This window comes from Stenotrophomonas sp. RIT-551 (genome assembly GCF_026241915.1).
Classification (GTDB): domain Bacteria; phylum Pseudomonadota; class Gammaproteobacteria; order Xanthomonadales; family Xanthomonadaceae; genus Stenotrophomonas; species Stenotrophomonas bentonitica_A.
The window spans coordinates 75,276-101,114 of record NZ_JAPJIU010000011.1 but is presented as its reverse complement, the minus strand read 5'-3'; the positions used below and the strand labels follow the sequence as shown (position 1 = coordinate 101,114).

Here is a 25,839-nt window from a genome sequence, read left to right as displayed (position 1 = left end):
CTTACAGCGGCATGTTCATCACGTCCTGGTAAGCCTGGACGAGACGGTTGCGGACTTCCACGGTGGCGCGGAAGGCGATCTGGGACTGCTGCGAGGCGACCATGACCTTGGCCAGGTCTGCACCGGGTTCACCCAGTTCGAAGGATCTGGCCAGGGCGCCGGATTTCTGTTGCGCATCGTTGACGCCGGCGATGGCGCCGCGCAGCGTTTCGGTGAAGCTCGGGCCCTGGATCTCCTGGGGGGACACCAGACCCTGGATGGCATTGCTGCGCGGCAGCTCCGTCAGCGGGCTGACGGCGGGCTGCCCCATCTGGGTCTGGAAGGTGCGGATCTGAGAAAGGATCGAGGTGACGGAGTGCGACATCTGGAACGTTCCGAAGCAGGGGTGGGTTACACCGGGAGACGTTGCAAGTGCCGTGCCGAAATGGATGAGTGATTCAGTTTTGTAACGGTGGCCCGGCGTTGCGCGTCACGCAGCGCCCGAGCGCGTGGCGGCCTGACCGGTGTGGGCGACCGCGTGCCCATGCGGCGGGGTGAAGCAGCGCCGTGACGGAGAGTCGACGCCGGAAAACCGGCGGGGCGGACGGTCGTGGCAACAAAAAAGCCCGGGACATGCCCGGGCGTCTGGTTTCCGCGTGCCGGCCCGCTCAGCCGGCCAGTTCGGTCTGGTCGCGTTCGATCCCGTACTTGCGCAGCTTTTCCACCAGGGTGGTGCGGCGCAGGCCGAGCAGCTGGGCGGCATGGGCGACGACGCCCTGGGTGCGCTCCAGCGCTTCGTTGATCAGGTTCAACTCGATGCTGGCCATGTGGTTGCGCAGATCCAGGCCGTCATCGGGCAGGGCCGGGGCGCGGGCGACCGGGCCGGCGCCGTTGTCCGTGGCCGTGCCGCCCGGTGCACCTGGGGTGTGGAAGGAGAAGCTGCGCAGGTCCAGCCGCTCATCGGCCTGGGCCGGCGCTGCTGCCGCGGGCACGGGTGCGGCAGCAGCGAAGTCGCCGCGATAGCGGGCCGGCAGATCCTGCACGCGCACGTTGCCGCTGGGGTGCAGCACGGCCAGGCGTTCCACCAGGTTGGTCAGCTCGCGCACATTGCCCGGCCATTCGTAGGCGGCCAGCGCCTGCAGGGCTTCGCCGGTGAAACGCACTTCACCACGGCCGGTACGGGCCAGCTGCCCGGCAATGGTGGTCACCAGCGCCGGCAGGTCTTCGCTGCGCTCGCGCAGGGCCGGCACATCGATGGGGAACACGTTGAGGCGATAGAACAGATCCTCGCGGAACTTGCCGTCGGCGATGCGCGATTCCAGGTCGCGATGGGTCGCGGCGATCACGCGCACGTTGCAGCGGATGGTCTGGTTGCCACCCACGCGCTCGAAGCTGCGCTCCTGCAGCACGCGCAGCAGCTTGACCTGCATCGGCAGGCTCATGTCGCCGATTTCATCGAGCAGCAGGGTGCCACCTTCGGCCATTTCGAAACGGCCCTTGCGTGCGCTCAGCGCGCCGGTGAAGGCGCCCTTTTCGTGACCGAACAGCTCGCTTTCCAGCAGATCCGGCGGAATCGCGCCGCAGTTGATCGCCACGAACGGACCATCGCGACGTGGCGAGCGCTGGTGGATGGAGCGCGACACCACTTCCTTGCCGGTGCCCGATTCACCCAGCACCAGCACGGTGGTGTCGAACGCGGCCACCTGCTCGATCATCCGGCGCAGCTGGGTGACCGCCGCACCTTCACCGGTCGGACCCTGTTCCTGCACGGCGCCGGCCTGGTGCTCGGCATCCAGGCGCTTGAGGCTGGCGCGACGCAGCAGGCCTTCCATCTGTGCATGGCGCAGCGGCGCTTCCAGCGGCCACACATTGGCTTCGTGCAGGCCGTACTGCTGGGCGAAAGCGGTGGTGTCGCCGTCGATCAGCATGACCGGCGGCGGCAGCGCGCCCTTGCCCAGCCAGGCAAACAGTGCATCGCTGCGCTCGGAACCGTCCAGGCCACCGATGATCGCGGCCATCCAGTCGTTGGGGCGGTGGCGGGTGATGTCGAAATCGTTGGCGTCGGCCACCCAGCGCGGGTTGAAGTCCATGAACTCCAGCAGCGCGACGGTGCGCTCGGCGCGCACGGCGTCGTTGTCCAGTACCAGGATGCGGGATTCGCTCATGATCCGTTCCCCTTCAGGCCTTCCAGGATCGGCATCACTTCCTGGATGTAGGACAGCTTGCTGACGAAGTTGTCGGCACCGGCGCGCAGGGCATGCTCGCGGTGTTCGGCGTCATCGAAGTGGCTGGCGATGACGATGTAGGGCGCGTCATCCTGCGATTTGATCAGGCGGGTGGCCTGCAGGCCGCCCATCTCCGGCATGGCCAGGTCCATCAGCACCACCTTCGGGCGCAGCGACTCGGAGCGTTCGATCGCTTCCAGGCCATTGGCGGCGCTGCCGATCACATCGAGCCAGTCGACCTTGCGGAAGTGGCGCATGGCGGCGTTGATGAAACCTTCGTGGTCGTCGACCAGCAGGACGGTGAGCTTGTTCATGTCTTCCATTTCCTTCAGCCCACCCGGGCCAGGAGGTGCGGGGTGCTGGCATGGCTGCGGCGGCGTTCGCGCGCCGGGGCGATGTCCAGTTGTTCGCGGTATTTTGCAACGGTACGGCGGGCGATGTTCACCCCTTGGCGCGAGAGCAGGCCGGCGATCGCTTCGTCGGCCAGCGGCCGGGCGGCCGGTTCGGACTCGATCAGGCGGCGCACCATCGCTTTCACGGCCTGGCCGGACACACTGGCACCTTCCAGGCGCACCGCGAAGAAGTGCTTCAGTTCCAGGGTGCCGCGCGGGGTCTGCAGGTACTTGCCGGTGGTGATGCGCGAGACGGTGGACTCGTGCATGCCGATTTCGTCGGCCACTTCCTTCAGCGTGAGCGGTGCCATCGCTTCTTCGCCACGGGTCAGGAAGCCGGCCTGGCGCTCGATGATCACCCGCGCGGTGCGCAGCAGCGTGTCGTAGCGCATCGACAGACCGCGGGTCAGCCAGCGGGCCTCCTGCATCATGTCGCGCAGCGGCTGTGCGGCGTCGCTGGTCTCGGCCAGCGCCTGCTCGTACTGCGGGTTGATGCTGAGGCGGCGGCTGGTGGCCGGGTTGAGTGCGACGCGCCACTGGCCATCGGCGTGCCAGGCGACCACGTCCGGAATCACCACCCCGTTGCTGTCCGGCAGCAGGCTCTCACCCGGGCGCGGCTGCAGCGAGAGGATCAGGCGGACGGCTTCATGGATGTCGACGACTTCGGCATCCAGCTGCTTGGCCAGCGCCGGGTAGTCGTGGGCGGCCAGCGCGGCCAGGCCATCGTCGAGCACACGCTGGGCGAGGTGGCGGGCCGGTACACGGCCGGGCAGGCAACGCAGCTGCACGCTCAGGCATTCGTGCAGGTCCTGGGCGGCCAGGCCGACCGGATCGCCGTGCAGGATCTGCTGGCGCACCGCTTCCACGCCGGCCGCATCCACATCGCAGCGCGCACTGGCCAGCAGGGTCAGCTGGGCGAGCGGGGCATCCAGATAGCCGGCGTCGTCGCAGTGCTCCAGCCAGAAACCGGCCACGGCCAGCTCGCGGGCATCCATTTCCATCGCCAGGCGCTGCAGGGCGCGCAGCTGCGGATCGGACGACTCACCGGCCGCCACGCGCTGCATGCGGTCATCGTCGCCGTCCTGCCAGCCCGCACCGGGCACGTCCCACAGGGAGGATTCCGGCAGTTCATCGAAGGCGGCCACGTCCTGGGTGGTGCCGGCCGGATCGGTGTCGGCAGCGACCGGTTCCGGCGCCTCTTCCAGTTCCAGCAGCGGGTTGGTCTCCAACGCGCGGCGGATTTCCAGTTCAAGCTGCATGCCGTCCAGCTGCAGCAGACGAATGGACTGCAGGAGCTGAGGGGTGAGGTGAAGCTGCTGACCCATCTGGGTCGACATGGAGGCTTTCAAGGTGGTTCCCCGTTCGCACCGACTCCCCGGTGCGTTATGGAACACATCTTGCTTGTGTTCCCGTACGCCGGGAATCAGGGGGTTCCTGAGTCGGGTCGTCAAATGCCTGACAGAATGTAGGGGATATCCCGACATCAGCGCGGTATTTTGACGGACGTTGGCGCGCAGGCCTTGTCTTTCCGTGCCCAGCCTGCCGACCGGGCTTCAAAAATCCGTCACCCTGCGTGGCGGGGAAGCCGTGTGTGCCGGAGAACCGGCGCTGATCACTCCAGCTCGTGCTGGTGACGGGCAGCGAGCAGCACCAGGTCATTGGCGCGGCGGCAGCCCAGCGATTCCATCATCCGGGCGCGATGGGTTTCCACCGTCTTGACGCTGATGCCCAGGTCCGCGGCGATTTCCTTGTTGCTCTCGCCCTTGCCGATACGGCGCAGGATCTCGCGCTGCCGTGGCGACAGGGCTGCGACTCCAACCGGTTTTTCCCTGCCCAGCATGGGGGCGAGCATCTTGGCCGAGATCTGCGGGCTCAGGAACACCTGGCCGGCATGCGCGGCGCGCAACGCCAGTTCCAGTTCCTGCGGCGCGGCATCCTTGACCACGAAGCCGACCGCGCCACGATCCAGCGCATCGCGAACGTGCACGGCATCGTCGTGCATGGTCATCATCACCACGCGCGAGCCGGGCGTCCGCAGGAGAATGTCGCTCAGGGCCTCCAGCCCGGTTCGGCCGGGCAGGGACAGGTCCATCAGGACGACATCCGGGGAGTGCTGCACGCTCAGCTGCAGCGCCTGCTCGGCGTTGCTGGCCTCGGCGATGACTTCGACGTCGGCAAAGCCCTGCAGCAGACGGCTGAGGCCGGCACGGACCAGGGTGTGATCATCGACGATGAGAACGCGCACAGGCTGCTTGGGGAGCGGGGAGGCCGTCACCTTAACGGAGTGAAGGCCTACCGCCAAGCCGAATGCGTCACAGTCGGGGCCGTACGGTCAACGCAGGCGACGCGCTTCTGCGATCTGGCGACGGTGCAGCCGGAACAGATGCCGCTCCAGGGCCATCTCCAGCGCATCGCTGAGCCCTTCGAAACGCAGCCACAGATAGTGCGCGCCGGAGCCATTGGCCGCTTCGGCCACGATCACCACGGGCAGGTCGATATGGTCGGGCAGCCAATCGCAGGGCTGCAGGCGGATGACGCCCATGCTGCCCGGCGCGGCGCCGCTGCGGCTGCCCTGTTCCAGGCGGATGCCACGGCGTGACCAGCGCAGGGGGCGCAGTGGCAGGTCCTGCGCACTCTGCCGGACCAGGCGCCCCAGCAGCACCATGACCAGATCGAGCTTGGCTTCCAGGCGTTGCACCTGCAGGGTGGCATCGCTGCGGTCGTCATGCCCGTCATCGCCGCGGGCATCCTCCACCAGCGCCACGCTGCGCAGCAGGGTCTCGGCCGTGCCGGGGCGGATCACTGCGCTGCCGATGCGGAACTCGGCCGGCAGCGCCACTTCGCAGCTCAGCGTCTCATCGAACAGCTCGCTTTCGGCCGGGTGATGGATGGCGCTGGTGCGAAGCTCGTTCATGACAGGGATTCTGCGGTCAGGTACGCCTGCGCGGCGCGAAGGGACTGGTGCCCACTATGGATGTGGCGGCTGGCCTCTTCGCGCTGCCGCATCATGAACAGCATGATGCGCTGCTGGCGTGCCTGCAGTGAAGACAGCCCCGGCACGTCGGACAGGGCCGAAGGACCGGCCAGATAATTGCGCTGGGCGGCATCGAGCGCGTCCAGCTGCAGCCCGGCCTCATCGAAATTCTCGTCGTGCAACGCCGTTTCCAGCGCGTCGAGGCGGGCGTTCAGCGCGCCGAGCGAACTCATGGCGCGGCCTGCGCCGTGTGGCGCTGTTGCTGCGGAATTGCGTTCCAGGCCGAGTCGATCTCGCCCAGCAGTTCGAGGGCCTCGGTCAGCGCAGCCGGGTCGTTGTGCAGGTTGGCTTCGGTCAACCGGTGCATCACATAGTCGTACAGCGAGGACAGGTTGCCGGCGATCTCGCCCCCGGCCTCATGGTCCAGCGACCCGTTGAGGTGGCCCACGATGGCGCAGACCTCGCCGATCGCCTTGCCCTTGCGCGCCTGGTCGCCACGTTCCAGGCAGGCCAAGGCCAGTCGCAGGCGCTCGCAGGCACCAGCGAGCAGCAGCGCCACCAGCTTGTGCGGGTCGGCATCAGTAACCGAACTCTGCACGCCGACCTTGCGGTACTGCTCGGTGAATTGACGGTTGGAACCGTACATCAATCATGTCTCCTTCATGCGGGGCCGCGAAGTTCGCGACATCGTCGGCACCGGGTGGAGCCTGCGAGGTGTCCTGCCAGTGATATCGGCAGCGGGCCGGTTCAACTTGAGTCCGCTGCTGCGATCGATCAACCGCTGAGCTGCGAGAGCTGCGAGGTAAGGCTGGACATTGTCTGGCTCATCTTGCTCATCAGCGCATCGAGCGCGAGGAACTGCTTTTTGTAACGTTCGGATACGCCTTCCATGCGGACATCGAGCGCCTTGCGGCGCTTGTCGATGTCCGTCAGCGTGTTGTTGATGCTCTTGGTGCGCGAGACGAACGCACCTTCCTTGCCGACGGTAGTATTGACATAGCCATCGACCACAGCGAACAGCTTGGCCGCAGCGCCATCATCCCCCGTCAACGCGTCACGCACTGCGCCGCCCTGATTGACCAAGGCGGCATCGAACTTGGCGGTATCCAGCACCAGGGTGCCATCGGCGTTGGGATAGGCGCGGGTCTGCAGGCCGATCTTCTTCGGGTCCAGGCCAGCGGCCGAGAGATCCTTGAGAATGCCGCTCATCATGCTGCGCAGCTGGCTGGAGGCGCCACGCATCTGCGCATCGCCGGTCAGCGAGGAGGGCTCCTTGTTCTCGATGTCGTACTTGGTCGCGGTGTTGATCGCCGTGATGGCGCCGTTGTAGGCGGTAACGAAGTCCTGCATCACCTTGCGCGCGGCGGCGACGTCGGTGGTGATGGTGACGGTGCTTTCGCCGGTCTTCTTGAGGTTCAGCGTCAGGCCCGGCACCACGTCGGTGACGGTGTTTTCGCTGCTGGTGACCTCCACGCCGTCGATCAGCAGCCTGGCGTCCGCAGCGGGGGTCCGTTCGGACAGGCTGTTGGCCAGAGCGGTGAGCTTGGCATTGGAGGGGTCGGCGGTCAGCTTGATTGCATTGGCCGTACCGGACTTCTCCTGGGAGATCGACAGGAACTGATTGTCGCCCGAGGAAATCAGCGTGGCCTGGACGCCCGAGGCGCGCCCAGCCTTCTCGATCTTGGTGCGGATCGAGCTGAGGGTGTCGTCTGCTTCGACGTTGATGTTCAGCGTCTTCTGCTTGTCGCCCACTCCCACGGTGAGCGTCAGGGTTCCGGCGCCAAACGTATCCGTCTTCGGGAGCGAGGTGTCGGCAATCCACTTGTTGGCCGTGGCGAGTTCCTTCACGTCAATGGCGTGGGAACCGGCGGCCGCCGCATTGGTGCCGCTGACCGTCAATATCTCGTCTGTACCGGATTTGCTCGCCGAGAAGGTACGTGCGTCGAACGCCGTGTTGGCCTTCAGCGCCTTCAATGCCGTGTTCAGGGTATCGAACGCGGATTTGACCGTGCCGATCGCCGAGAGCTGCATCTTGGCCTTGGACTGCTGCAGGTTCAGTGCGTTGTCCGCCGGCTTGCGATCCGCCGCCACCAGGCTGCTGACCATGCCGGAAATGTCCAGTCCTGAACCGATGCCGCCGTAACCGAAGTCCGCCACGTTGTATCTCCTGTTTATAGCCGCTGCCGTGAAGTCGCAGGGCGATGCCATCAACGAAAGTAGCGGCCGTAGCCGCCAGGTCTTTAGAACCACGTTGATGCAGGACTTGTGCCAGCCAGGGCAAGGGCCGGTTTGGCACGCCGGTTGCACGTGTCCTGGGGCAGGGGCGACGGTACGCGCCTTTGCTGGGTAGCCTGCAAAATACCCTCCTCCAATGCAGAGGAGGGGTCAGGCTACTGAAAAGCGGGGGGAGACGAAGCCACCCGGGGTGTTCAGTCAAACAAACAGCGCTGATAACAGTTCTGCCGCAGGGGCGGGCCATGGCCACGATGATGTGGCGACCAGAGAGAGTCCGGTCCATGGCCATGGCCCGTTCCTGCGCGTGCATTGCGATGCCCTCGGATTGCCCCCGCCGCCGGCCGGAGCCGGCGGCGGGGACGATGCAGGCGTGGATCAGCGCAGCAGGCTGAGCACGTTTTGCGGCACCTGGTTGGCCTGGGCCAGCATGGCCGTACCGGCCTGCTGCAGGATCTGGGTGCGGGTCAGCTCTGCCGTTTCCTTGGCGAAATCCGTGTCCTTGATGCGGCTGCGCGACGCGGACAGGTTCTCCGAGGAGGTCTGAAGGTTGGCGACCACGGAGGTGAAACGGTTCTGGACAGCGCCGAGGTCAGCACGGGTGTTGTTGATCGATTCCAGCGCCTTGTCGACGATCTCCAGCGCCTTCTGCGCGCCACCGACGGTACCGATGTTCACGTCAGACAAGTGGGACGCTGTCGTACCGGCTTTTACGGATTCTGCCGTGATGCCCGTTCCAAAGCCAGTCACCTTGAGTGCATCCACGTCCGCGCCCGCCTTGATCGAGGTCAGGGTGATCGAGCCCGGAGTGACCTTTCCGTCGACCGTGGTTGCTTCCGCCATCAGGCCAGTTTCACCAAGCTTTGCGTTGATAGCTGCGGTAACTGCGGAGACGGCATTGCTGGTGTTGCTTGCAATGATGCCTTCGCGAGATGCCTGCACCGCGACAGCGCTGTCCCATGCAGCCTTGTCTTCGGCATACTGCGCTTTTTCTTCCGCAGTACCCGTGTCAGCGTCGGGCGCGGTTGGCTCAGTACCCGGATCGACCTCCGCGGGCACAGCGGTGACGTCGAAAGTAACGTCATTCAGCTTGATGTCGCCAATGGCAAGCCCGCTGATCTTTCCGCTGCTGAGGTCCGCCGTGGCGCCGAAGACGATTGAACCATTCTCACCGAACGTCGCCGCACCGAGCGAATCAGACTTGGCGTTGACGACCTTGTCGATGGCGATGGCCTGGCCTGCATTGGCGCCCACCTGGAACAGCTGGCTGGAGAACGAGCCGTCCAGCAGCTTGGTGCCATTGAACTCGGACTGCTTGGCAACGCGGTCGATTTCGCTGACCAGCTGAGTCACTTCGGCCTGCAGCGCCTTGCGATCGCTGGAGGAGTTGGTGGCGTTGGAAGCCTGCACGGCCAGTTCACGAACGCGCTGCAGGTTGTTGCCGATTTCGGTCAGCGAACCTTCGGCGACCTGGGCCAGGGAGATGCCGTCGTTGGCATTGCGGATCGCCACGTCCGTACCGCGGATCTGGGTGCCGAAGCGCTCGGAGATCGCCAGGCCAGCGGCGTCGTCCTTGGCGCTATTGATGCGCGAACCCGACGACAGACGCTGGATGGTGGTGGCCAGTGAGGAGCCGCTCGTGCTCAGGTTGCGCTGAGCGTTAAGCGACATGGTGTTGGTGTTGATGACTTGTGCCATGAGGAAGGTTCCTTGAGCAGTGCACGTACGAGAGGATCAGCCGCTCCTGACGTGCTTCAGGAGCGCCGTATGTCAGCGCTGCAACAGGCTGAGCACGTTCTGGGGTACTTGATTGGCCTGGGCCAGCATGGCGGTACCGGCCTGCTGCAGAATCTGGGTGCGGGTCAGTTCTGCGGTTTCCTTGGCAAAATCTGTGTCGCGGATTCGGCTTCGGGAGGCGGAGAGGTTCTCAGACGACGTCTGCAGATTGGCAACTACCGACGTGAACCGGTTCTGGATGGCGCCGAGGTCGGCGCGGACGCTGTTGACCGATTCCAAGGCTTTGTCGACGATTTCCAGGGCTTTCTGGGCGCCTGCGACAGTGGCGATATCGATGTCGGAGACATGAGCGGCGCCAGTTGCCGCGCTTACGTCAGTCGACTTTGCCGCGTCCAGCAGTGAAGTCAGGCCGGTCACCGCGAGCTTGCCGATGTCTGCCCCGGCTTTGACCGAGGTCAGAGTGATCTGGCCTGCGATGGGCTTGTTGTCCGCGCCCACTGCTTGGGCAGCCAGTAGGCCGGTTTCACCAAGCTTGGAATTCATGGCGGCAGCGATCGCATTCACTGCGTTCTGCGTGTTGGTCGACCGTGTTTCGTTGTACTTCGCCAGCGCGGCCTGATAGGCCTCGACCTCTTCCGGGTCAGCTGCTGCATCCGGCGCAGTTGGTTCAGCACCCGGGTTTGCTGCATCGAACGTGATCTTGCCCAGCGCAACATCACCAACGCTCACACCTTCGATAACGCCGCTCGTCAGGTCTGCGGCTGCGTCGAGTACCAGCTTTCCATCGGTGGCGAACTCAGCCTTGCCGAGAGATGTAGCCTTGGCATCCACCACGCTGTTGATCGCAATCGCCTGGCCCGCATTCGCACCCACCTGGAACAGCTGGCTGGTGAAGCTGCCGTCCAGCAGCTTGGTGCCGTTGAAGTCGGACTGCTTGGCCACGCGGTCGATTTCGCTGACCAGCTGGGTCACTTCGGCCTGCAGTGCCTTTCGGTCGCTGGAGGAGTTGGTGGCGTTGGAGGCCTGCACGGCCAGCTCGCGGATACGCTGCAGGTTGTTGCCGACTTCGCTCAGCGAACCTTCGGCCACCTGGGCCAGGGAGATGCCGTCATTGGCGTTGCGGATCGCGACATCGGTGCCGCGGATCTGGGTGCCGAAGCGCTCGGAAATCGCCAGGCCGGCGGCGTCGTCTTTTGCGCTGTTGATGCGCAGGCCCGACGACAGGCGCTGGATGGTGGTAGCGAGCGAGTTGCCGCTGGTGCTCAGGTTGCGCTGAGCGTTGAGCGACATCGTATTGGTGTTGATTACCTGTGCCATGGGTCGTCTCCCTTATTGGAATCCCGGTGGTGAATGGAACGAAGCGCCGCCGTTTTTTTGTTTTTGGCTGTGTGCTTCGCTGTTGCCAAATCAATAACGGCGCTTTGTCAACAACCTTTAGGCGGAGATTCAAACGGATTTGCCGGGGCGGGGCAGGTGGCTGGATTTCACGGCGCCAGGCCGGTGGGCCGCCGCAGGCCTGGAAATGCCGTGCAGCGCTACCAGGCATCGCCGCACGCGCAGACGGGTGCCGTGAGCGTCGCGGCACTACCGGAGGATGCCGGGCAGTCGGCGCGCCGCCCCAGAACGAAAAAGGCCGCGATGCTCAAAGCATCGCGGCCTTCAGGCCGACCAGGTTGTAGGGGGGGGGCTCAGCGGATCATGTTGAACAGCGACATCGACTGCATCTGCGAGAACAGGGTCTGGGCCGCCTGCAGGGCGGTCTTTTCCAGCTGGTACTGGCTCAGCGCGTCGGCATAGTCCAGGTCGCGCATCTGCGAAAGGGTGGTCTTGAGCGTGACCACGTTCGATTCCCGCATGTCCGAGGCATTGTCCAGCGCCTTGAGCTGGGCACCGCCGGCGGCACGGGAGTCGATCATCCGCTCCGAGGCGCGGGCTACGTCGCGCAGGCCGCTCTGCAGCAGGTTCTGCTGTGCCGCCTGCTGGGCGGGGGTGCCGGTATCCATCTTCAAGGCGCCGATCAGCGAATCCAGGGTGCCGAAGATATCGCGGCTTGACGCGGGGCTGACCTCGAAGATATCGCCGGCGGCAGGCGCACCCTCGATATGCAGGCGCACCCCGTTGACCACCAGGTCGTCGCCGGTCTTGAGCGTCCCGCTGGACACCACGGCGCCACCGGCGTCGAGCAGGTCATAGCTGTCGGTGCCGGTGAAGCGCACGCTGAAGCCCTCGCCATTCCAGCTGCCGTCGCTGTCGCGGGTGATGTTGGTGAGCACGCCGCTGCCGGTGTTGCCGGCGGCGGCCCTGCCGTCCACGTGCCCGTCACCGGTGACGATGCGCATGAAGATCTCGCTGCCGGGCAGGGCGTCCTTCACGTAGGTATCCGGACCCACTTCCACTTCGCGCTGGTTCTGGTCGCCGTTGTAGACAATGCGGCCATCGACCTGGCTGAAGGGCGGGCTGGCGTCATCGGTACCACCGAACAGATAGCGGCCGGTGCCGTCGGTACTGTTGGCCACCGCGAGCAGATTGCCGCGGATTGCCTCGATTTCCGTGACCATCGACTCCTTGTCGGCGGCGGCCAGGCCCGGATTGTTGGCATAGATGGTCAATTCGGTGATGCGACCCATCATATCGCCGACCTGGGCCAAGGCGTTTTCCTGCAGGCCGAGGCGGTTCTGCACGTTACCCGCGTTGAGCTGCATGCGGTCCAGCGATGCCAGGGTACGGTCCAGGCCGACCGCCGTACCGGCCGAGACCGGGTCGTCCTTGGCCGACACGATCTTGCTGCCGGTGGCGATCTGGCGCTCGAGGTGATTCATCTTTGCCTGCGAAGCGAGCATCAGGGACACCGACTGATTGAACATCATGCCGGTGGAAATGCGGTTGTTCATCGCGAGACGGCTCCGAGGATGGTCTGGAACATGGTGTCGGCGGTGGAGATCAGCTGCGAGGCGGCCTGGTAGGCCTGCTGCAGGCGGAGCATGTCCGAGGCCTCTTCATCCAGGTTCACGCCGGAAATCGAGTCGCGCGCCGCCTGGGCCTGGTCGGTGATCACCTGCTGTGCCATCAGGGAATACTCGGCCGAGCGCGCAGCCGCGCCGACCTGGGTGGTCAGTCCACCCAGTGCCCCACTCAGGGTGATCGTGCCGTCATTGAAGGTCTTGGCCTGCTCGACTTTGGCCAGCAGCAGCGCATTGCTGTTGTCCGAAGAACCGGCCGGGGTCGGCCCGATGGTGAAGGTATCCCCCTGCTTGGGTGCGCCGTCCAGCACGAAGCTCCAGCCGTTGGCGGTGATGGTTTGCCCGGCGGTGTAGGTGTTCGGGCCGATGCCATCGATGGTGTATTCGGTGGCACTGGTGAACACGATCGCCGCAGGATTGCGCAGCGCCGGGTTGCCCGCATCGGTCACCTTGACCCCGGTGAGCTTGCCGGTGCCGGTGTTGGCCATCGCGGCGCTGCCCTTGATCGGCGCGGCGGCGGCGATGCGCGAGGTGTCGGTGATCGCCACTTCCATGCTGCCGGCCACGCCTGCGGTGGGCTGCAGCAGGAAGCGGTCGTCCTTGGCCGGCGTACCATTCATGACCAGGCTGACGCCATTGAGCACCAGCGGGTCGGCTGCGGTGCCGGTGCCGGTCATCGGGATCGTGGCGCCGGTGTCGGCGCGGGTGGCCTGCCACTGGGCGCCATCGAACTTCATCACGATGTTCTGGCCATCCAGCTTGGACAGGTCGCCGAAGCTGGCGCTCATGCTGGCCGTGCCGGTGTTGCTGCTGTTGGCAGTGATGCGTGGGTTGCCGATGGTGAAGAAGTCGCCGCCCATGTTGCCGTACAGATCCGCGCCCTGGCGGTGGACGTCGTTGAAGCTGCTGGCCATGCCGATCGCCAGCTTGCCCAGCTCGGCCTGCGCCGGGGTCAGCACGGTATTGCGGAACTCCAGCAGGCCACCGATCTGGCCACCGAGCGTCTTGCCATCGATGGTGATCTTCTGGCCCTGGCTTTCCAGCGCCAGCTGCAGGCGCTCGGGCTGGTACGGATCGGTCACGGTGGTGACCTTGGAGGCGGTGGTGCCGACCACCAGGGCCTGGCCGCCGGCGGTGTAGACATTCATGATGCCGCCGTCCTGCATCACCGCGTTGCCGCCGGTGTAGCCGACCAGGTTGGCGATCAGCTGGTCACGGCGATCGAGCAGGTCCGGGGCCGCCGTGGCTGCGTTGCTGCCGATGGAACCATTGAGCTGGGCGATCTCCTGGGCCAACCGGTTGATCTCGGTGGCGCCGGCGATCAGGCCGTTGTTGACCTCGCCATTGAGGTTGTTGAGCTGGGTATTGAGCTGCTGGAAGCGGTTGGCCAGCGTCTTGCCGCTGTCCAGCACGTTCTGCCGGTCGGCGCTGCCCGAGGCGTTGGATGAGAGTCCGCTGACCGAATCGAAGAAGTTCGACCAGACCCCGGCCACGTTGGTGGAGGCGTCGGAGAACATGGCATCGACCCGGTCGGCCATCGTGGACAACTGCTTCAGGCGCGCCAGTTCACCGCTGCCATCGAGCAGGCGCGAGATGGCCAGCTGGTCCGCCACGCGGCGGACATCGGTGATGCGGGTGCCATTGCCGACGTCGCCATACCCGTAGTTCTGCGGGTTGGCGGTGGCGAAGTCCACCTTCTGCCGGCTGTAGCCAGGCGTTTTGATGTTGGCGACGTTGTGGCTGGTGGTCGCCAGGGCCCGCTGGAAAGCGAGCAGGGCGCTGGTGCCGGTGGAGAGTACGCTGGACATGGGTTACCTCAACGACGGATGACACCCAGCCCGGTCGGGCTGGCGGTGCTGGCAAAAGTGCGGCCCAGGCGCTCGCCGGCATCGCTCACCGCCGCAACGGCGCGCTCGATGGTCGGGCCGCCGGCGATCGCGGCGATCTTGGCCGCGTAGGTCGGGTCAGTGGCGTAGCCGGCGCGCTGCAGGCCCTGCGCGAAGCTGCGCACATCGCTGCCGGCCTGCAGGGCGTTCTGGTAGCGCGGGCTGGTCTTGAGCAGGCGCACGTAGTCGGCGAAGCTCTCGCCCACCGAGTTGTAGGCGCGGAAGCTCGCCGTCTCGTTGCGGCGCACGCCGTTGACGTACTCGTGGGTGCCGCTGGTGGCGCGCTCACCCTGCCAGCCGTTGGCCTTGATCCCGAACAGGTTGTGCGAGCTGTCACCGCCATTGCGGCGGACCAGCTTGCGGCCCCAGCCGGTTTCCAGCGCGGCCTGGGCGACCAGCGCCTTGGCATCCACGCCCAGTTCGCGCGCGGCCTGTTGCGCATGGCCCCAGATGCTGGCAACGAAGCCGGCCGGGGTATGCGGACCCAGTTCGGCCGCGGCGGTGGAGGCGGCCAGGTTGTCGACCGCGCTGGGGCCGCTGGCCGCCGGGCGGGTCACGCCGCTCCAGCGGTCATCGCCCATGGCCCAGTCGACGCTGGCTGGGTCGCTCCCGGCGGCTGCCGCATACGGATCGCTGCGGCCGATCGCCTCATGCATCTGGCTGCTTTCACGGCCGGCGATCAGGTCCAGCGCCCGTTCCATCGGCTGCAGCACGGCGGACGGTGCATCGCCGTTCAACTGCTGCAGCAGGTCTACCTCGCGCGGCGCGGGCGGCGCGGCACTGGCCGGCAGCGGCATGCCGGCGGCCGGTGCATTGAGGCGGTAGGCGCGCAGCGCCGCGGCCGGATTGAGCGTGGTGTCGACCGGCTTGGCGGCCTCGCCTTCGGCGCCGCCCAGCTGGCGCGCGATCATGCTCGACAGCCCCAGGCCGCGGCCGCGGGTCATCGCATCGGCGATCTTCTGGTCGTACATCTCGCGGAACATGGTGTTTTCGCCGGGGAACAGCGAATCGCCAAAGCTCGCCTCGCGCATGCTCTTGATCAGCATCTGCGCGAACTGGCCCTCCAGCTGGCGGGCGACCTTGTCGACCTTGGCCGGGCTGTTGGGCTGGGCGGGATTGAGTTCCAGGACCGGTTGGATGCGCATGTCAGATCACCTCGAGTTCGGCACTGAGCGCGCCGGCCTGCTTGAGGGCTTCCAGGATGGCGATCAGATCGCCCGGGGCCGCGCCCACGGCATTCACCGCGTGCACGATTTCATCCAGGGTGGTGCCGCCGTTGAACTTGAACATGCGGCTGCCATCGTTGGTGGCGGTGATGGTCGACTGCGGCGTCACCACGGTCTGGCCGCCACTGAACGCGCCCGGCTGGCTGACGTTGGCGTTCTCGTTGATGGTCACGGTCAGCGAGCCATGGGAGATCGCCGCGGCGCCCACGCGCACCTGCGCGCCGATCACCACCGTGCCGGTACGCGAATTGACCACCACCTTGGCCGGCGCACTGCCGGGGGTCAGTTCCAGGTTCTCGATGCGCGCCAGCAGGCCGATGCGTGCACCCGGGTCGGACGGCGCGTTGACCGCCACGGTGACGCCATCGATCGCACGCGCGGCGCCTTCACCAAAGGCATTGTTGAGTGCCGCCACCATCCGCGAGACCGTGGTGAAGTCATTCTTGTGCAGGTTCAGGGTGATGTCGCCACCGCCGCTGAAGACATCCGGCAGCGCACGCTCGACGGTGGCGCCATTGGGAATGCGCCCGACGCTGGGCACGTTGACCGACACGCGCGAGCCATCCTTGCCCTGCGCACCGAAGCCGCCGACGATCAGGTTGCCCTGGGCGATGGCGTAGACCTGCCCATCGGCACCGCGCAGGGGCGCCATCAACAGCGAACCGCCGCGCAGCGAGACCGCGTTGCCTACCGAGGAAACGGTGATGTCGATCGGCTGGCCGGGCTTGGCGAACGGCGGCAGCTCGGCATGGATGGCCACGGCCGCCACGTTCTTCAACTGCGGATTGACGTTGGCCGGCACGTTGACGCCCAGCTCGCCCAGCAGGTTCTTCAGGCTCTGCACCGTGAAGGGCGCCTGGCTGGTGCGGTCGCCGCTGCCATCCAGGCCGACCACCAGACCGTAGCCGACCAGCGCGTTGCCACGCACACCGCCGACCTGGGCCAGGTCCTTGATGCGTTCGGCGGAGGCGGGCGCCACCAGCGCGAACACGGCCAGCAGTGCCAGCACGGCACGCATGGTGTGGAACGACGCCGCGCGTCGCTGCCGGAACGGGGAGGGGAAGAAGGTCATGTCAGGCTCAGTACGGCGCCAGCGCCGAGTTGAAGAAGCGGCTCAGCCAGCCCATCGCGTTGGATTGGGCGATCGCGCCGCGGCCGCCGTAGACGATGCGGGCATCGGCAACGCGGCTGGAGGGAATGGTGTTGTCCGGGAAGATGTCCGCCGCGCGCACGATGCCCTGCACCTGCACCAGCTCATCGCCCCGGTTCAGGCGCAGGTTCTTGGCGCCCTGCACGACCAGGTTGCCGTTGGGCAGGCGCTGGATCACCGTGACGGTCACGCTGCCCTGCAGGCGGTTGCTCTGCGCGCTGGTGCCCTTGCCGGTGAAGTCGCGCGAGCCGGCGGCGCTGGCGCTGAGGATGTCCTTGCCGCCCAGCGTCACCGGGGCACCGAAGATCGTCGGCGTGCCGATGCTCAGTTCCGATTCTTTCGAGGTGGAGGTGTTGGCAGTGGTCTGCGCGGTGGTGTTCTCGGTCAGGGTGATCGTGAGCAGGTCACCGACATCGCGGGCGCGGCGGTCCGAATACAGCTGCAGGCCCGGGCCGGCGGCGTAGATCGCACCGGCCGTGGCCTGGGCCGAGGGGGGCATGATCGGTTCCACCGGCGCCATGGCCGGGTAGGGGCGGACATCGCCGGCGATCACGCAGCCCCCGAGGGTGGCGATGAGGACGGCGGCGGCGAGCAGGCGGAGGGTAGGGGCAAGACGCGACATGGCAGGTTCCCGGGTCGACCGATCAGACGTTCTGGTTGAGGTAGCCGAGCATCGCGTCGGTGGTGGAGATCGCCTTGGCGTTCATTTCGTAGGCGCGCTGCGTTTCGATCATCGAAACCAGCTCTTCCACCACGTTGACGTTGCTGCCTTCCAGCGCGCCCTGCACCACGGTGCCCAGGCCGTTGAGGCCGGGATTGCCGTTCTGCGCCGGGCCGGAGGCGGTGGTTTCCAGGAACAGGTTTTCACCGCGGGCCTGCAGGCCGGCCGGGTTGACGAAGTCGGTCAGGGTCAGTGCGCCGATTTCCACCGAGGCGGCGTCGTCGGCCATCTTCACGCTGATCGTGCCGTCGGTGCCGATGGTCAGCGACTGCGCGCCTTCGGGAATCTGGATGCCCGGCTGCACCGGGTAGCCGCTGTTGGTGACCAGCTCGCCATCCTGGTTGCGCTGGAACGAGCCGTCGCGGGTATAGGCCGAGGAACCGTCCGGCATCTGCACTTCAAAGAACCCGCGGCCGTTGACCATCACATCCAGTGCGCGGCCGGTCTGCTGCTGGCTGCCCTGCTCGAAGTTCTTGGCGGTGGCCACCACGCGCACGCCGGTGCCGATCTGCAGGCCGGTGGGCAGCTGCGTCTGCGCCGAGGACGCGCCGCCCGGCTGACGGACCTGCTGGTACAGCAGGTCTTCGAAACTGGCACGGTCCTGCTTGAAACCGGTGGTGTTGGTGTTGGCGAGGTTGTTGGAAACCACCGACATGCGCGTCTGCTGCGCATCCAGTCCGGTCTTGGCGATCCACAATGCCTGGTTCATGGCGTCATTCCTGTGTTGTAGCGGGTGGCCGCGTGGTGCGGCCCTTGCGAAGGGCAATGCATGGCGCGTGCCAGAACCGCGCCGGGATTACGTCACGGCGCGCGGTCAACCGCCCAGCCGCAGCAGGCTGTTGGCGCTGCGTGCGTTGTCATCGCCGTGCTTGATGACCTTCACCTGCATTTCGTACTGGCGCTGCAGCTGGATCATCTGCACCAGCGCACCGGCCGCATCCACATTGCTGCCTTCCAGCTGGCCGCTTTCCAGCGACTTTCCCTGGGCCTGCACGAAGGGCTGCTGCGGGTCGTTGTTGCGCATCAGGCCATCCAGGCCGCGTTCCAGCCGTGCGTCGTCGGCCTGCACCACGCGGATGCGGCCGATGTTGGCCATCGTCTGCGGGCCTTCGCCCAGCGGGATGATCGAGATCGTGCCGTCGTTGCCGATGTCCATTGCCTGGTGCGGCGGGATCGCGATCGGGTTGCCGTTCTCATCCAGCACCGGATGGCCGCCGGCGGTCACCAGCTGGCCATTGGGCGTGATCGACAGCGCCGCGCCGCGGGTATACGCCTCGCCGCCATTGGCGCCCGGTGCCTGCACGGCCAGCCAGTTGCCGGCCTGCAGGGACAGATCCAGCGGGTTGCCGGTGATCTGCTGGGCGCCCATGCGCCGGTTGAAGCCGGCATCCACGTGCAGGGCATCCACGCGCGAGGCATAGCCGGTCCCCTTGATCGGGAAGGCCTCGGTGTTGGCGAGCGCCTCCTTGAAGCCGGGGGTATCGGTGTTGGCCAGGTTGTGCGACAGCGTGCCCTGCGCCTGCAGGGAGGCGCGTGCACCGGTCATCGCGACGTAGAGTGCCTTGTCCATCGGTGTAGTCCCGTGTTGCGGTCAGTGGCTCATCAACGCAGGTTGATGATGGTCTGGGTGATCTGGTCCTGCGTGGAGACCATCTGCGAGTTGGCCTGGAAGTTGCGCTGGGCGGTGATCATGTTGACCAGCTGCTCGGTCAGGTCGACCGTGGAGGCCTCCAGCGAACCGGCCTGGATCTTGCCCAGGTTGGAGCTGTCCGGCGCACCGGTACGCGGCGTGCCCGAGGCGAAGCTTTCCGTCCACAGGTTGTTGCCCTTGGCTTCCAGGCCCTGTGCGTTGTTGAAGGTGGTCAGGGCGACCTGGCCCAGCGCCTTGTCATCGCCATTGGAGTAGCGGGCGTAGACGATGCCCTCTTCGGAGACGGTGATCTCGTTGAGCTTGCCCGCCGCATAACCGTCCTGCTGGGTGTTGCGCAGCGCGAACTTCTCGCCGTACTGGGTCGAGCCGCTCAGGTTCAGCGACATCGACAGCACGCCGGCACCGGTGGTCGGGATGAACGGATCCATGACGATCTGGCCGTTGGCCGGGCTGGTCAACGCACCGCTGTCGGAGAACTGCAGCGTGGTCGGGGTCCCAGCGGCCTTGCCGTCCACGTAGTTGTAGACCTGCCACTCGTTCGGGTTTTCGGTCTTCACGAAGTAGGAGGTCTGGGTGTGGCTCACGCCCAGCGAGTCGTATACGGTAATGCCGCCGGTGGAGTGGTTGTAGCTGTTGGAATCGGTCGGGTCGAAGGCGGCGACCGTCGGCTGCTTGGCGTTGGCCGGCAGGGTGAAGCTCACATCGACCTTGCCGGTCTGCCGCGGCGGGCTGTCGGTGGTCATCAGCTGCAGGTCGGTCAGGCGGCCGGCATCGAAGTTGGTGCCGTCCGCATTCGGGGCGAACACCTGCAGGCGCGCACCGTCCGGGTTGGTCACGTAGCCGGCCTGGTCGGTCCGGAAATTGCCGGCGCGCGAGTACACGCGCTCACCGTTCATGGTCAGGGTGAAGAAACCTTCGCCGGAGATGGCCATGTCCAGGCTGCGCCCGGTCTGTTCGTTGTTGCCCTGCGCAAACTGCTGCGCCACATTGCTCACCCGCACGCCGGAACCGACCGCGTTCTTTGACAGGCCATAACTGGTGGCCGAGAACAGATCGGCGAACTCCGCGCGCGACTGCTTGAAGCCGGTGGTGTTGACGTTGGCGATGTTGTTCGCGGTGACGTTCAGATCGGCATTGGCTGCGTTGATGCCGGACAACGAGACGTTGAAGCCCATGGGATGCTCCTGTGGATGCGGGTAAGGCGGCTCAGCTGATGCGGAGCACGTAATCGATCGGGGCCGTGCCCAGACCCTTGAGGTTGAGGTACAGGCCGTCCGTGCCGACCGTGACGCTCTCCACCGGGGCCTGCACGTAGGTGTTGAGCTTGGTCTTGGTGCCGGCGGTATCGGTATGCGAGGCGGCGATGGTGTAGGTGCCTTCGGCCATGCGGTTGCCGTTGGCATCTTTGCCGTCCCAATCGAAGGTGACTTCGCCGGAGGCCTTGGCTTCCACGCTGATCTGGTTGACCTTGACGCCGTTGGCATCGGTGATGTCCACCGTCACGAAGCCCGCACCGGGCGCGGCGACCATGCCGGTCACATCGCCGTCCTTCTCCAGGGCCAGCTTTTCCGACGGCACCAGCACTTCGTGGCCGACCAGGGCCGCGCCGCGCAGGATCTGGTCGCTGGACATCGAATCCTGGAAGCCCTTGACCGTGTTGTTGAGGTCGGTGATGCCCTGGACCTGCGACAGCTGCGCCATCTGCGCGACCATCTGGGTGTTGTCCATCGGCTTGAGCGGATCCTGGTGCCGCAGCTGCTCGGTCATCAGGCGCATGAAATCGGCCTGGTCCAGGGTGCTCTTCTTCTTGCTGGTATCGCTGTTGGGCGCGTTCAGGCCCAGTGCGCTGTAGATGTCGCTGCTGCTCTGGCCGACGCCGGTGGTGCTGCTCATGTGAGGGGATTCCTGCGGTAAGAGGGTCAGCGACCCATGGTCAGCGTGGCCAGCGCCAGTTCCTTGGCGGTGGTCAGCATTTCCACGCCCGCCTGGTAATTGCGCGAGGTGGAGATCAGGTTGACCATCTGCGCGACCGGGTCCACGTCCGGCTGGTAGATGTAGCCATCGGCATCGGCCAGCGGGTGGCCCGGCTCGTAGCGCTGGATCGGCGCGGCGTTGCTCTGGCTGATCTCCTTGACCTGCACCGTGGTGATGTTCGGATCGTTGCGGCTGGTCACCGACTGGAAGATCGGCTCCAGCGGCTTGTAGACCGCATCGGCCGAGCCGGCGACGGTGTCGGCATTGGAGAGGTTGGAGGCGATGGTGCTCATGCGCACGGACTGCGCCTGCAGCGCGGAACCGGCGATGTCGAAGATGGGCAGATTGCTCATGGCTTACTGCCCCGTGATCGCGGTGAGCATGGAGCGCACCTTGGATTCGACGAAGCTCAGCGAGGCGCGGTACTCCAGCGCGGCGCGGCCGTAGGCGGCACGTTCTGCATCCGGGTCGACGGTGTTGCCGTCGATGCTCGGCTGCACGCCTTGCTTGGCGATCTGGAACGGGTTCAATCCGTTGCCGATCTCATAATGCTGTTCGTTGGTGGTCCTCATCAGACCGTTGGCATCCAGCCCCTGGGCATTGCGCAGGGCGGCATCGAAGTCCAGGTCCTGGGCCTTGTACCCGGGGGTGTCGGCGTTGCTCAGGTTGCTGGCGATCAGCTTCATCCGCTGCTCGCGCAACGGCATGGCCTGGGCGTGGACACCCAGATAGTTCGAAATCAGATTGGGCATGACGCACTCCCACGGGACGATGCCTGGGGCAGTGCAAGCGGCGTGCCAGAGGGGGCGGCGGGCCGGTCCCCGGCGGCGTTTTCACGCCGGGGTGGATCCACGCCGGGCGTGGATGTCGCCTAGCGGCCGGGGGTCATTCCGGCCGCGGTGGGCGGCGTGTCATGCCGCCATCGCCACCTTGCGCAGGCGGTCCAGCAGGAAGTCCGCCAGCTCGTGCGGGGAGTACTTGGCCACGAACGCGTTCGCGCCGACCCGTTCCACCATCGCGTTGTTGAACACGCCCGACAGGGAGGTGTGCAGCAGCACGTACAGGCCGGCCAGGCCCGGGTGACGCCGGATTTCCGTCGTCAGGGTGTAGCCGTCCATCGCCGGCATCTCGATATCGGAGATCACCATGGCGTAGCGCTCGGCCGGGTTCTCGCCCGAGGCGTGGATCTGCAGCAGGTGGTCCAGGGCCTGCTTGCCGTCCGAGAGCAGGGTCGCCCCGACCCCCAGCTGGTCCAGCACGCTGCGGATCTGCTGGCGGGCCACGCGCGAGTCGTCCACCACCAGCACCTGCATCGGCGGGGCATCGGGGGGCAGGGCCATGGAGGGATCCAGCACCGCCTCACCGCGGATCTCGGCGATGTCGGCCAGCACGCTTTCCACGTCGATCACCTGGATCAGCTCGCCCTGGAAACGGGTCACGGCGGTCAGGTAGCTCGACTCGGCGCCCAGTTCGGGCGGCGGGTGGATGTCTTCCACGGCGATGTTGACGATGCGTTCCACACCGCTGACCAGGAAGCCCTGGATGGAGCGGTTGAACTCGGTCACCACCAGGTAGCCGGGCGCCTTGTCGGCATCGGGTTCACGCTCGGGGTGGCCGATCGCCAGGCCCAGGTCCAGCACCGGCACCGAGCGGCCACGCACATCGGCCACGCCGGCGAACTGGCTGGGCAGCCCCGGCACCTGGAACAGGCCGGGGCGGCGCAGGACTTCCTGCACCTTGAAGACATTCACGCCAAAAAGCTGACGTCCACCCAGCCGGAACAGCAGCAGGGCCAGACGATTGTGGCCGGCCAGGCGCGTACGCTGGTCGATGCGGTTGAGCAGGTCATGGGACATGGCCTTGGTATCGGCGGCACCACCGATGACTTGAGCGCGCCGTGCGCACGGCTTCGGCACGGCCCTTGCATCGTGCTGCCCATGTTCCTTGCCCGTGGAGTGCCCATGCGTTCTCTTGTCCTTGCCGCGCTGCTGCTGGTGGCGCCCGCCTGGGCCGCCGGTGGCTGGCAACCCGTGGACAGCATCCGCCAGGCGGCGCTGGGCACCCTGCCGGCCGGCAGTGAAGGTGACACCACGCTGGACTCGGCACTGCGCCTGCCGGCCTGCGGCCAGCCGCTGGCGGCCCAGCCGACCGGCAGCAGCACCGTGGAGGTCAGCTGCCCCGATGCGGGCGGCTGGCGTCTGTTCGTGCCCGTGAAAGTACGTCGCAACCAGACCGTGCTGATCCTCAACCGTGGCGTGGCCGCTGGAGAAACCCTCTCGGCGGCCGATATCACCACTGGCCAGCGTGATGCGGCACGGATCGCCGGTGCTGCGCTGGCCGATCCGGCCGCCGCGGTCGGTCGCGTGGCACGCAGGACCCTCAGTGCGGGCAGCCTGCTCTCGGCCAATGATCTGGTCGCGCAGCGGCTGGTGCGGCGGGGCGACAGTGTCGCGCTGGTGTCGCGGCGGGGCGGGGTGGAGGTCCGGGTAGCCGGACGCGCCATGGCCGATGCCGGCGAGAACGAGCGGGTCTCGGTCGAGAACCTGTCCTCGCGCAAGATCGTGCAGGGCACCGTCGCGGCCAGCGGTGACGTTTTAGTGACGCGCTGAACACCATTGTGAATACGCGCCACTTTCCCCGCGAAACCTGCAATATTCCCCTAAAGATGGCGTCCGCCCGGCCGTTATCCCTTGTGAACCGCATTCCCAGGACAACTCCATGAGCCAGAAAATCGACGGCAACCTCCCGGCCACCGCCCATCTGCGCAGCGTCGCTCCGGGCAACAAGCCGAGCGTCAGCACCGATGCCCCGGCCCGCCCGGTGGAAGCCGCTGACAGCCTGCGCCTGACCGGCGAAGCGACCAGCCTGCAGACCCTGCAGCGTGAACTGTCCTCGGCGCCGGCGATCGATGCCGGGCGGGTGCAGGCGGTGCGCGAAGCCCTGCAGAACGGCAGCTACAAGATCAATCCTGACGCGATCGCTTCGCGCATGCTTGAGCTGGACCAGCAGCTGCAGGGATGAAGCTGGCGATGAGCGAGCCGCTGCAGCGCCTCAGCGATGCCCTGGACGTCGAACGCCAGGCCTTGGTCGAGCATGACGTGCACGCGCTGATCCGTGCGACCGGCGCCAAACTGGAAGCGCTTCGGGCGCTCGAGTCCGCGCTGCCGGTCGGCCAGGCAGAACGCGTGCAGGAACTGGCCGAGCGCAACCACGCCAACGGGGTGCTGCTGTCGCGCCGCCGCCGCGAAGTGAACTGGGCCCTGCGCCAACTCGGCCGCAGTGAAGAATCCTCGGCGTATGACGCCAAGGGCCAGTCGCACATCCTGCACACCCGGCGGCCCCTCGCGGTCGCCTGATCTCCCTGTCTGGCAGCCCCGGGCTGCCGATGTGAACGTCACCGCGTATATTGAGCGCCTGTTTCCAGCCGCCTCGATGTGACCGTGACCGTAACTTCCACCCTTGTCACCGCCCCGTTGCCTCCGCATCCGGTCCTGCTTGCCCTGTTCGAGCGGATCAAGGAGGGCGTGCTGCTGTTCCGCGAGGATGGCAGCGTGGCCCTGGCCAATGCCGCGGTCAGCGAGATCCTCGGCCAGGCCGAACGCGATGCCGAGCAGACGCCGGCGCAATGGCTGCGCCAGCTGCTGCCACCGGATGCCCTGGAACATGCGCGCCTCAACGGCCACTGGAACGGCAGCCTGCCGGTCGGCGAGCGCATGGTCATTGCCCATGTCTACCATCACGACGACGCTGGCCAGCGGCACTACCTGGCGCTGTTCCGGCGTATCGAGGGCCAGGAGGACTACGAGCGCGAACTGCAGCAGCGCCATGCCGAACTGCGCCAGGCCTACCTGCGCCTGAACGGCACCCAGGAAAAGCTGCTGCAGTCGGAAAAGATGGCCTCCATCGGCCAGCTCGCTGCCGGCGTGGCGCACGAGATCAACAACCCGATCGGTTACGTGCATTCCAACCTAGGCAGCCTGCAGGAATACCTGCGCAGCCTGTTCACCGTGATCGAAGCCTACGAGCGCGCGTTGCGTGCGCCGGACCCGAAAGCACTGATCCCGGAAATCGACGACATCCGGCAACGCTTCGACATCGACTTCATCAGCCGCGATCTGCCGCAGCTGATGGCCGAATCACGCGAGGGCATCGAACGGGTGACCCGGATCGTGCGTGACCTGAAGGACTTCTCGTATTCCGGCCGCGATGAATCGTGGAAGCTGGTGGACCTGCATGCGGGCCTGGAATCCACGATCAACATCATCTGGAACGAGCTCAAGTACAAGGTCGCCCTGCACCGCGAGTTCGGCCAGTTGCCGCTGGTGGAGTGCCTGCCTTCGGAATTGAACCAGGTCTACATGAACCTGCTGCTCAACGCCGGCCATGCCATCGCCGACCGCGGCACGATCCACGTGCGCACCGGTGTGGACGGCGACACGGTGTGGGTGGAATTCGAAGATACCGGCGGCGGCATCTCACCGGACCTGCGCCAGCGCATCTTCGATCCGTTCTTCACCACCAAGCCAGTTGGCAGCGGTACGGGGCTGGGCCTGTCGATCTCCTACAGCATCATCAACAAGCACCACGGCCGCATCGATCTGGAGAGCACCCCGGGCGTGGGCTCGAAGTTCCGCGTGGTGCTGCCGATCAAGCAGCCGCGCTGAGCCGGCAATGGTCGTGCCGGCCGCTGGCCGGCATTGCACGGGCTTTCAGGTATCGCGTTCGGTTGAGC

At 66.2% G+C, this 25,839-nt stretch carries 27 protein-coding genes; 4 read left to right on the top strand and 23 right to left on the bottom strand.

The genetic code is table 11. The features are described from left to right. Window position 1: 1 nt before the first annotated feature. The 23 genes from fliE to ORK51_RS13630 form a co-directional block, all read right to left on the bottom strand. Window positions 2–364, bottom strand: coding sequence for a flagellar hook-basal body complex protein FliE (gene fliE / locus ORK51_RS13740; protein ID WP_019184797.1), 363 nt, complete (start codon window positions 362–364; stop codon window positions 2–4). A gap of 283 nt (window positions 365–647) precedes the next feature. Next, window positions 648–2,144, bottom strand: a complete 1,497-nt coding sequence (locus tag ORK51_RS13735; RefSeq protein ID WP_266085202.1) for a sigma-54 dependent transcriptional regulator — start codon at window positions 2,142–2,144, stop codon at window positions 648–650. Continuing rightward, a complete protein-coding gene (locus tag ORK51_RS13730; RefSeq protein WP_026070040.1) occupies window positions 2,141–2,518 on the bottom strand; it encodes a response regulator in 378 nt (125 codons plus the stop codon). Before ORK51_RS13730 ends, ORK51_RS13735 begins: the two co-directional genes overlap by 4 nt. Before the next feature lie 14 nt (window positions 2,519–2,532). Continuing rightward, complete coding sequence (rpoN, locus tag ORK51_RS13725) at window positions 2,533–3,945, bottom strand: RNA polymerase factor sigma-54 (RefSeq protein ID WP_266085201.1); 1,413 nt, start codon at window positions 3,943–3,945, stop codon at window positions 2,533–2,535. Between the two features lie 263 nt (window positions 3,946–4,208). Beyond that, window positions 4,209–4,841, bottom strand: coding sequence for a response regulator (locus tag ORK51_RS13720; RefSeq protein WP_026070039.1), 633 nt, complete (start codon window positions 4,839–4,841; stop codon window positions 4,209–4,211). Between the two features lie 87 nt (window positions 4,842–4,928). Beyond that, a complete protein-coding gene (locus ORK51_RS13715) occupies window positions 4,929–5,510 on the bottom strand; it encodes a PilZ domain-containing protein (protein ID WP_019184792.1) in 582 nt (193 codons plus the stop codon). After that, window positions 5,507–5,803 carry a hypothetical protein gene (locus tag ORK51_RS13710; protein WP_070427330.1) on the bottom strand — a complete coding sequence of 99 codons (297 nt, stop codon included), beginning with the start codon at window positions 5,801–5,803 and terminating at the stop codon, window positions 5,507–5,509. The genes ORK51_RS13715 and ORK51_RS13710 overlap by 4 nt, the downstream gene beginning before the upstream one ends. Beyond that, window positions 5,800–6,216, bottom strand: coding sequence for a flagellar export chaperone FliS (gene fliS, locus ORK51_RS13705; protein ID WP_070427331.1), 417 nt, complete (start codon window positions 6,214–6,216; stop codon window positions 5,800–5,802). The genes ORK51_RS13710 and fliS overlap by 4 nt, the downstream gene beginning before the upstream one ends. A gap of 128 nt (window positions 6,217–6,344) precedes the next feature. Beyond that, entirely contained in the window at window positions 6,345–7,727 is a 1,383-nt protein-coding gene (fliD, locus tag ORK51_RS13700) for a flagellar filament capping protein FliD (RefSeq protein WP_266085200.1), read from the bottom strand. A gap of 453 nt (window positions 7,728–8,180) precedes the next feature. Then, window positions 8,181–9,500 carry a flagellin gene (locus ORK51_RS13695; protein ID WP_266085199.1) on the bottom strand — a complete coding sequence of 440 codons (1,320 nt, stop codon included), beginning with the start codon at window positions 9,498–9,500 and terminating at the stop codon, window positions 8,181–8,183. A gap of 72 nt (window positions 9,501–9,572) precedes the next feature. Beyond that, window positions 9,573–10,856 (bottom strand): flagellin, encoded by a 1,284-nt coding sequence (locus ORK51_RS13690; RefSeq protein ID WP_266085198.1) that lies wholly within the window; start codon window positions 10,854–10,856, stop codon window positions 9,573–9,575. Window positions 10,857–11,227: 371 nt separating this feature from the next. Then, on the bottom strand, window positions 11,228–12,430 hold the full coding sequence (gene flgL, locus ORK51_RS13685) for a flagellar hook-associated protein FlgL (RefSeq protein ID WP_266085197.1): 1,203 nt from the start codon (window positions 12,428–12,430) through the stop codon (window positions 11,228–11,230). Then, window positions 12,427–14,307 (bottom strand): flagellar hook-associated protein FlgK, encoded by a 1,881-nt coding sequence (flgK, locus tag ORK51_RS13680; RefSeq protein WP_266085196.1) that lies wholly within the window; start codon window positions 14,305–14,307, stop codon window positions 12,427–12,429. Before flgK ends, flgL begins: the two co-directional genes overlap by 4 nt. A gap of 8 nt (window positions 14,308–14,315) precedes the next feature. Beyond that, the gene (gene flgJ / locus ORK51_RS13675) at window positions 14,316–15,530 is read right to left on the bottom strand and encodes a flagellar assembly peptidoglycan hydrolase FlgJ (protein WP_266085195.1); all 1,215 of its coding nucleotides are present in this window, start codon (window positions 15,528–15,530) and stop codon (window positions 14,316–14,318) included. 1 nt (window position 15,531) lies between these two features. Next, window positions 15,532–16,629 carry a flagellar basal body P-ring protein FlgI gene (locus ORK51_RS13670; protein WP_192814286.1) on the bottom strand — a complete coding sequence of 366 codons (1,098 nt, stop codon included), beginning with the start codon at window positions 16,627–16,629 and terminating at the stop codon, window positions 15,532–15,534. A 61-nt stretch (window positions 16,630–16,690) separates the two neighbouring features. Beyond that, window positions 16,691–17,383: a flagellar basal body L-ring protein FlgH gene (gene flgH, locus ORK51_RS13665; RefSeq protein ID WP_266085194.1), complete on the bottom strand. Its 693-nt coding sequence runs from the start codon at window positions 17,381–17,383 to the stop codon at window positions 16,691–16,693. 22 nt (window positions 17,384–17,405) lie between these two features. After that, window positions 17,406–18,191 carry a flagellar basal-body rod protein FlgG gene (gene flgG / locus ORK51_RS13660; protein WP_019184780.1) on the bottom strand — a complete coding sequence of 262 codons (786 nt, stop codon included), beginning with the start codon at window positions 18,189–18,191 and terminating at the stop codon, window positions 17,406–17,408. Window positions 18,192–18,296: 105 nt separating this feature from the next. Continuing rightward, window positions 18,297–19,052, bottom strand: coding sequence for a flagellar basal body rod protein FlgF (locus tag ORK51_RS13655; protein ID WP_019184779.1), 756 nt, complete (start codon window positions 19,050–19,052; stop codon window positions 18,297–18,299). A 32-nt stretch (window positions 19,053–19,084) separates the two neighbouring features. Beyond that, window positions 19,085–20,308 carry a flagellar hook protein FlgE gene (gene flgE / locus ORK51_RS13650; RefSeq protein WP_266085193.1) on the bottom strand — a complete coding sequence of 408 codons (1,224 nt, stop codon included), beginning with the start codon at window positions 20,306–20,308 and terminating at the stop codon, window positions 19,085–19,087. A 31-nt stretch (window positions 20,309–20,339) separates the two neighbouring features. Then, window positions 20,340–21,026, bottom strand: a complete 687-nt coding sequence (locus tag ORK51_RS13645) for a flagellar hook assembly protein FlgD (RefSeq protein WP_266085192.1) — start codon at window positions 21,024–21,026, stop codon at window positions 20,340–20,342. 26 nt (window positions 21,027–21,052) lie between these two features. Next, on the bottom strand, window positions 21,053–21,460 hold the full coding sequence (flgC, locus tag ORK51_RS13640) for a flagellar basal body rod protein FlgC (protein ID WP_019184776.1): 408 nt from the start codon (window positions 21,458–21,460) through the stop codon (window positions 21,053–21,055). A 3-nt stretch (window positions 21,461–21,463) separates the two neighbouring features. Beyond that, entirely contained in the window at window positions 21,464–21,859 is a 396-nt protein-coding gene (gene flgB, locus ORK51_RS13635; protein WP_070427343.1) for a flagellar basal body rod protein FlgB, read from the bottom strand. A 159-nt stretch (window positions 21,860–22,018) separates the two neighbouring features. Next, window positions 22,019–22,963, bottom strand: a complete 945-nt coding sequence (locus ORK51_RS13630) for a chemotaxis protein (RefSeq protein ID WP_070427598.1) — start codon at window positions 22,961–22,963, stop codon at window positions 22,019–22,021. 105 nt (window positions 22,964–23,068) lie between these two features. On the opposite strand from ORK51_RS13630, the gene flgA reads away from it, so the two are divergent. The 4 genes from flgA (at window position 23,069) to ORK51_RS13610 (ending at window position 25,771) form a co-directional block, all read left to right on the top strand. After that, window positions 23,069–23,716 (top strand): flagellar basal body P-ring formation chaperone FlgA, encoded by a 648-nt coding sequence (flgA, locus tag ORK51_RS13625; RefSeq protein ID WP_019184773.1) that lies wholly within the window; start codon window positions 23,069–23,071, stop codon window positions 23,714–23,716. Between the two features lie 109 nt (window positions 23,717–23,825). Next, window positions 23,826–24,128 (top strand): flagellar biosynthesis anti-sigma factor FlgM, encoded by a 303-nt coding sequence (gene flgM, locus ORK51_RS13620; protein ID WP_019184772.1) that lies wholly within the window; start codon window positions 23,826–23,828, stop codon window positions 24,126–24,128. 2 nt (window positions 24,129–24,130) lie between these two features. Next, on the top strand, window positions 24,131–24,463 hold the full coding sequence (locus tag ORK51_RS13615) for a flagellar protein FlgN (RefSeq protein ID WP_266085219.1): 333 nt from the start codon (window positions 24,131–24,133) through the stop codon (window positions 24,461–24,463). Between the two features lie 84 nt (window positions 24,464–24,547). Continuing rightward, window positions 24,548–25,771 carry an ATP-binding protein gene (locus ORK51_RS13610; RefSeq protein WP_026070036.1) on the top strand — a complete coding sequence of 408 codons (1,224 nt, stop codon included), beginning with the start codon at window positions 24,548–24,550 and terminating at the stop codon, window positions 25,769–25,771. The last annotated feature ends 68 nt before the right edge of the window (window positions 25,772–25,839 follow it).

Coding starts and splice junctions, on each gene's coding strand:
- fliE (WP_019184797.1), bottom strand. CDS start 364: ATGTCGCACTCCGTCACCTCGATCCTTTCTCAGATCCGCACCTTCCAG.
- ORK51_RS13735 (WP_266085202.1), bottom strand. CDS start 2,144: ATGAGCGAATCCCGCATCCTGGTACTGGACAACGACGCCGTGCGCGCC.
- ORK51_RS13730 (WP_026070040.1), bottom strand. CDS start 2,518: ATGAACAAGCTCACCGTCCTGCTGGTCGACGACCACGAAGGTTTCATC.
- ORK51_RS13715 (WP_019184792.1), bottom strand. CDS start 5,510: ATGAACGAGCTTCGCACCAGCGCCATCCATCACCCGGCCGAAAGCGAG.
- ORK51_RS13710 (WP_070427330.1), bottom strand. CDS start 5,803: ATGAGTTCGCTCGGCGCGCTGAACGCCCGCCTCGACGCGCTGGAAACG.
- fliS (WP_070427331.1), bottom strand. CDS start 6,216: ATGTACGGTTCCAACCGTCAATTCACCGAGCAGTACCGCAAGGTCGGC.
- ORK51_RS13695 (WP_266085199.1), bottom strand. CDS start 9,500: ATGGCACAAGTCATCAACACCAACACCATGTCGCTTAACGCTCAGCGC.
- ORK51_RS13690 (WP_266085198.1), bottom strand. CDS start 10,856: ATGGCACAGGTAATCAACACCAATACGATGTCGCTCAACGCTCAGCGC.
- flgL (WP_266085197.1), bottom strand. CDS start 12,430: ATGAACAACCGCATTTCCACCGGCATGATGTTCAATCAGTCGGTGTCC.
- flgK (WP_266085196.1), bottom strand. CDS start 14,307: ATGTCCAGCGTACTCTCCACCGGCACCAGCGCCCTGCTCGCTTTCCAG.
- flgJ (WP_266085195.1), bottom strand. CDS start 15,530: ATGCGCATCCAACCGGTCCTGGAACTCAATCCCGCCCAGCCCAACAGC.
- ORK51_RS13670 (WP_192814286.1), bottom strand. CDS start 16,629: ATGCGTGCCGTGCTGGCACTGCTGGCCGTGTTCGCGCTGGTGGCGCCC.
- flgH (WP_266085194.1), bottom strand. CDS start 17,383: ATGTCGCGTCTTGCCCCTACCCTCCGCCTGCTCGCCGCCGCCGTCCTC.
- flgG (WP_019184780.1), bottom strand. CDS start 18,191: ATGAACCAGGCATTGTGGATCGCCAAGACCGGACTGGATGCGCAGCAG.
- ORK51_RS13655 (WP_019184779.1), bottom strand. CDS start 19,052: ATGGACAAGGCACTCTACGTCGCGATGACCGGTGCACGCGCCTCCCTG.
- flgE (WP_266085193.1), bottom strand. CDS start 20,308: ATGGGCTTCAACGTCTCGTTGTCCGGCATCAACGCAGCCAATGCCGAT.
- ORK51_RS13645 (WP_266085192.1), bottom strand. CDS start 21,026: ATGAGCAGCACCACCGGCGTCGGCCAGAGCAGCAGCGACATCTACAGC.
- flgC (WP_019184776.1), bottom strand. CDS start 21,460: ATGAGCAATCTGCCCATCTTCGACATCGCCGGTTCCGCGCTGCAGGCG.
- flgB (WP_070427343.1), bottom strand. CDS start 21,859: ATGCCCAATCTGATTTCGAACTATCTGGGTGTCCACGCCCAGGCCATG.
- ORK51_RS13630 (WP_070427598.1), bottom strand. CDS start 22,963: ATGTCCCATGACCTGCTCAACCGCATCGACCAGCGTACGCGCCTGGCC.
- flgA (WP_019184773.1), top strand. CDS start 23,069: ATGCGTTCTCTTGTCCTTGCCGCGCTGCTGCTGGTGGCGCCCGCCTGG.
- flgM (WP_019184772.1), top strand. CDS start 23,826: ATGAGCCAGAAAATCGACGGCAACCTCCCGGCCACCGCCCATCTGCGC.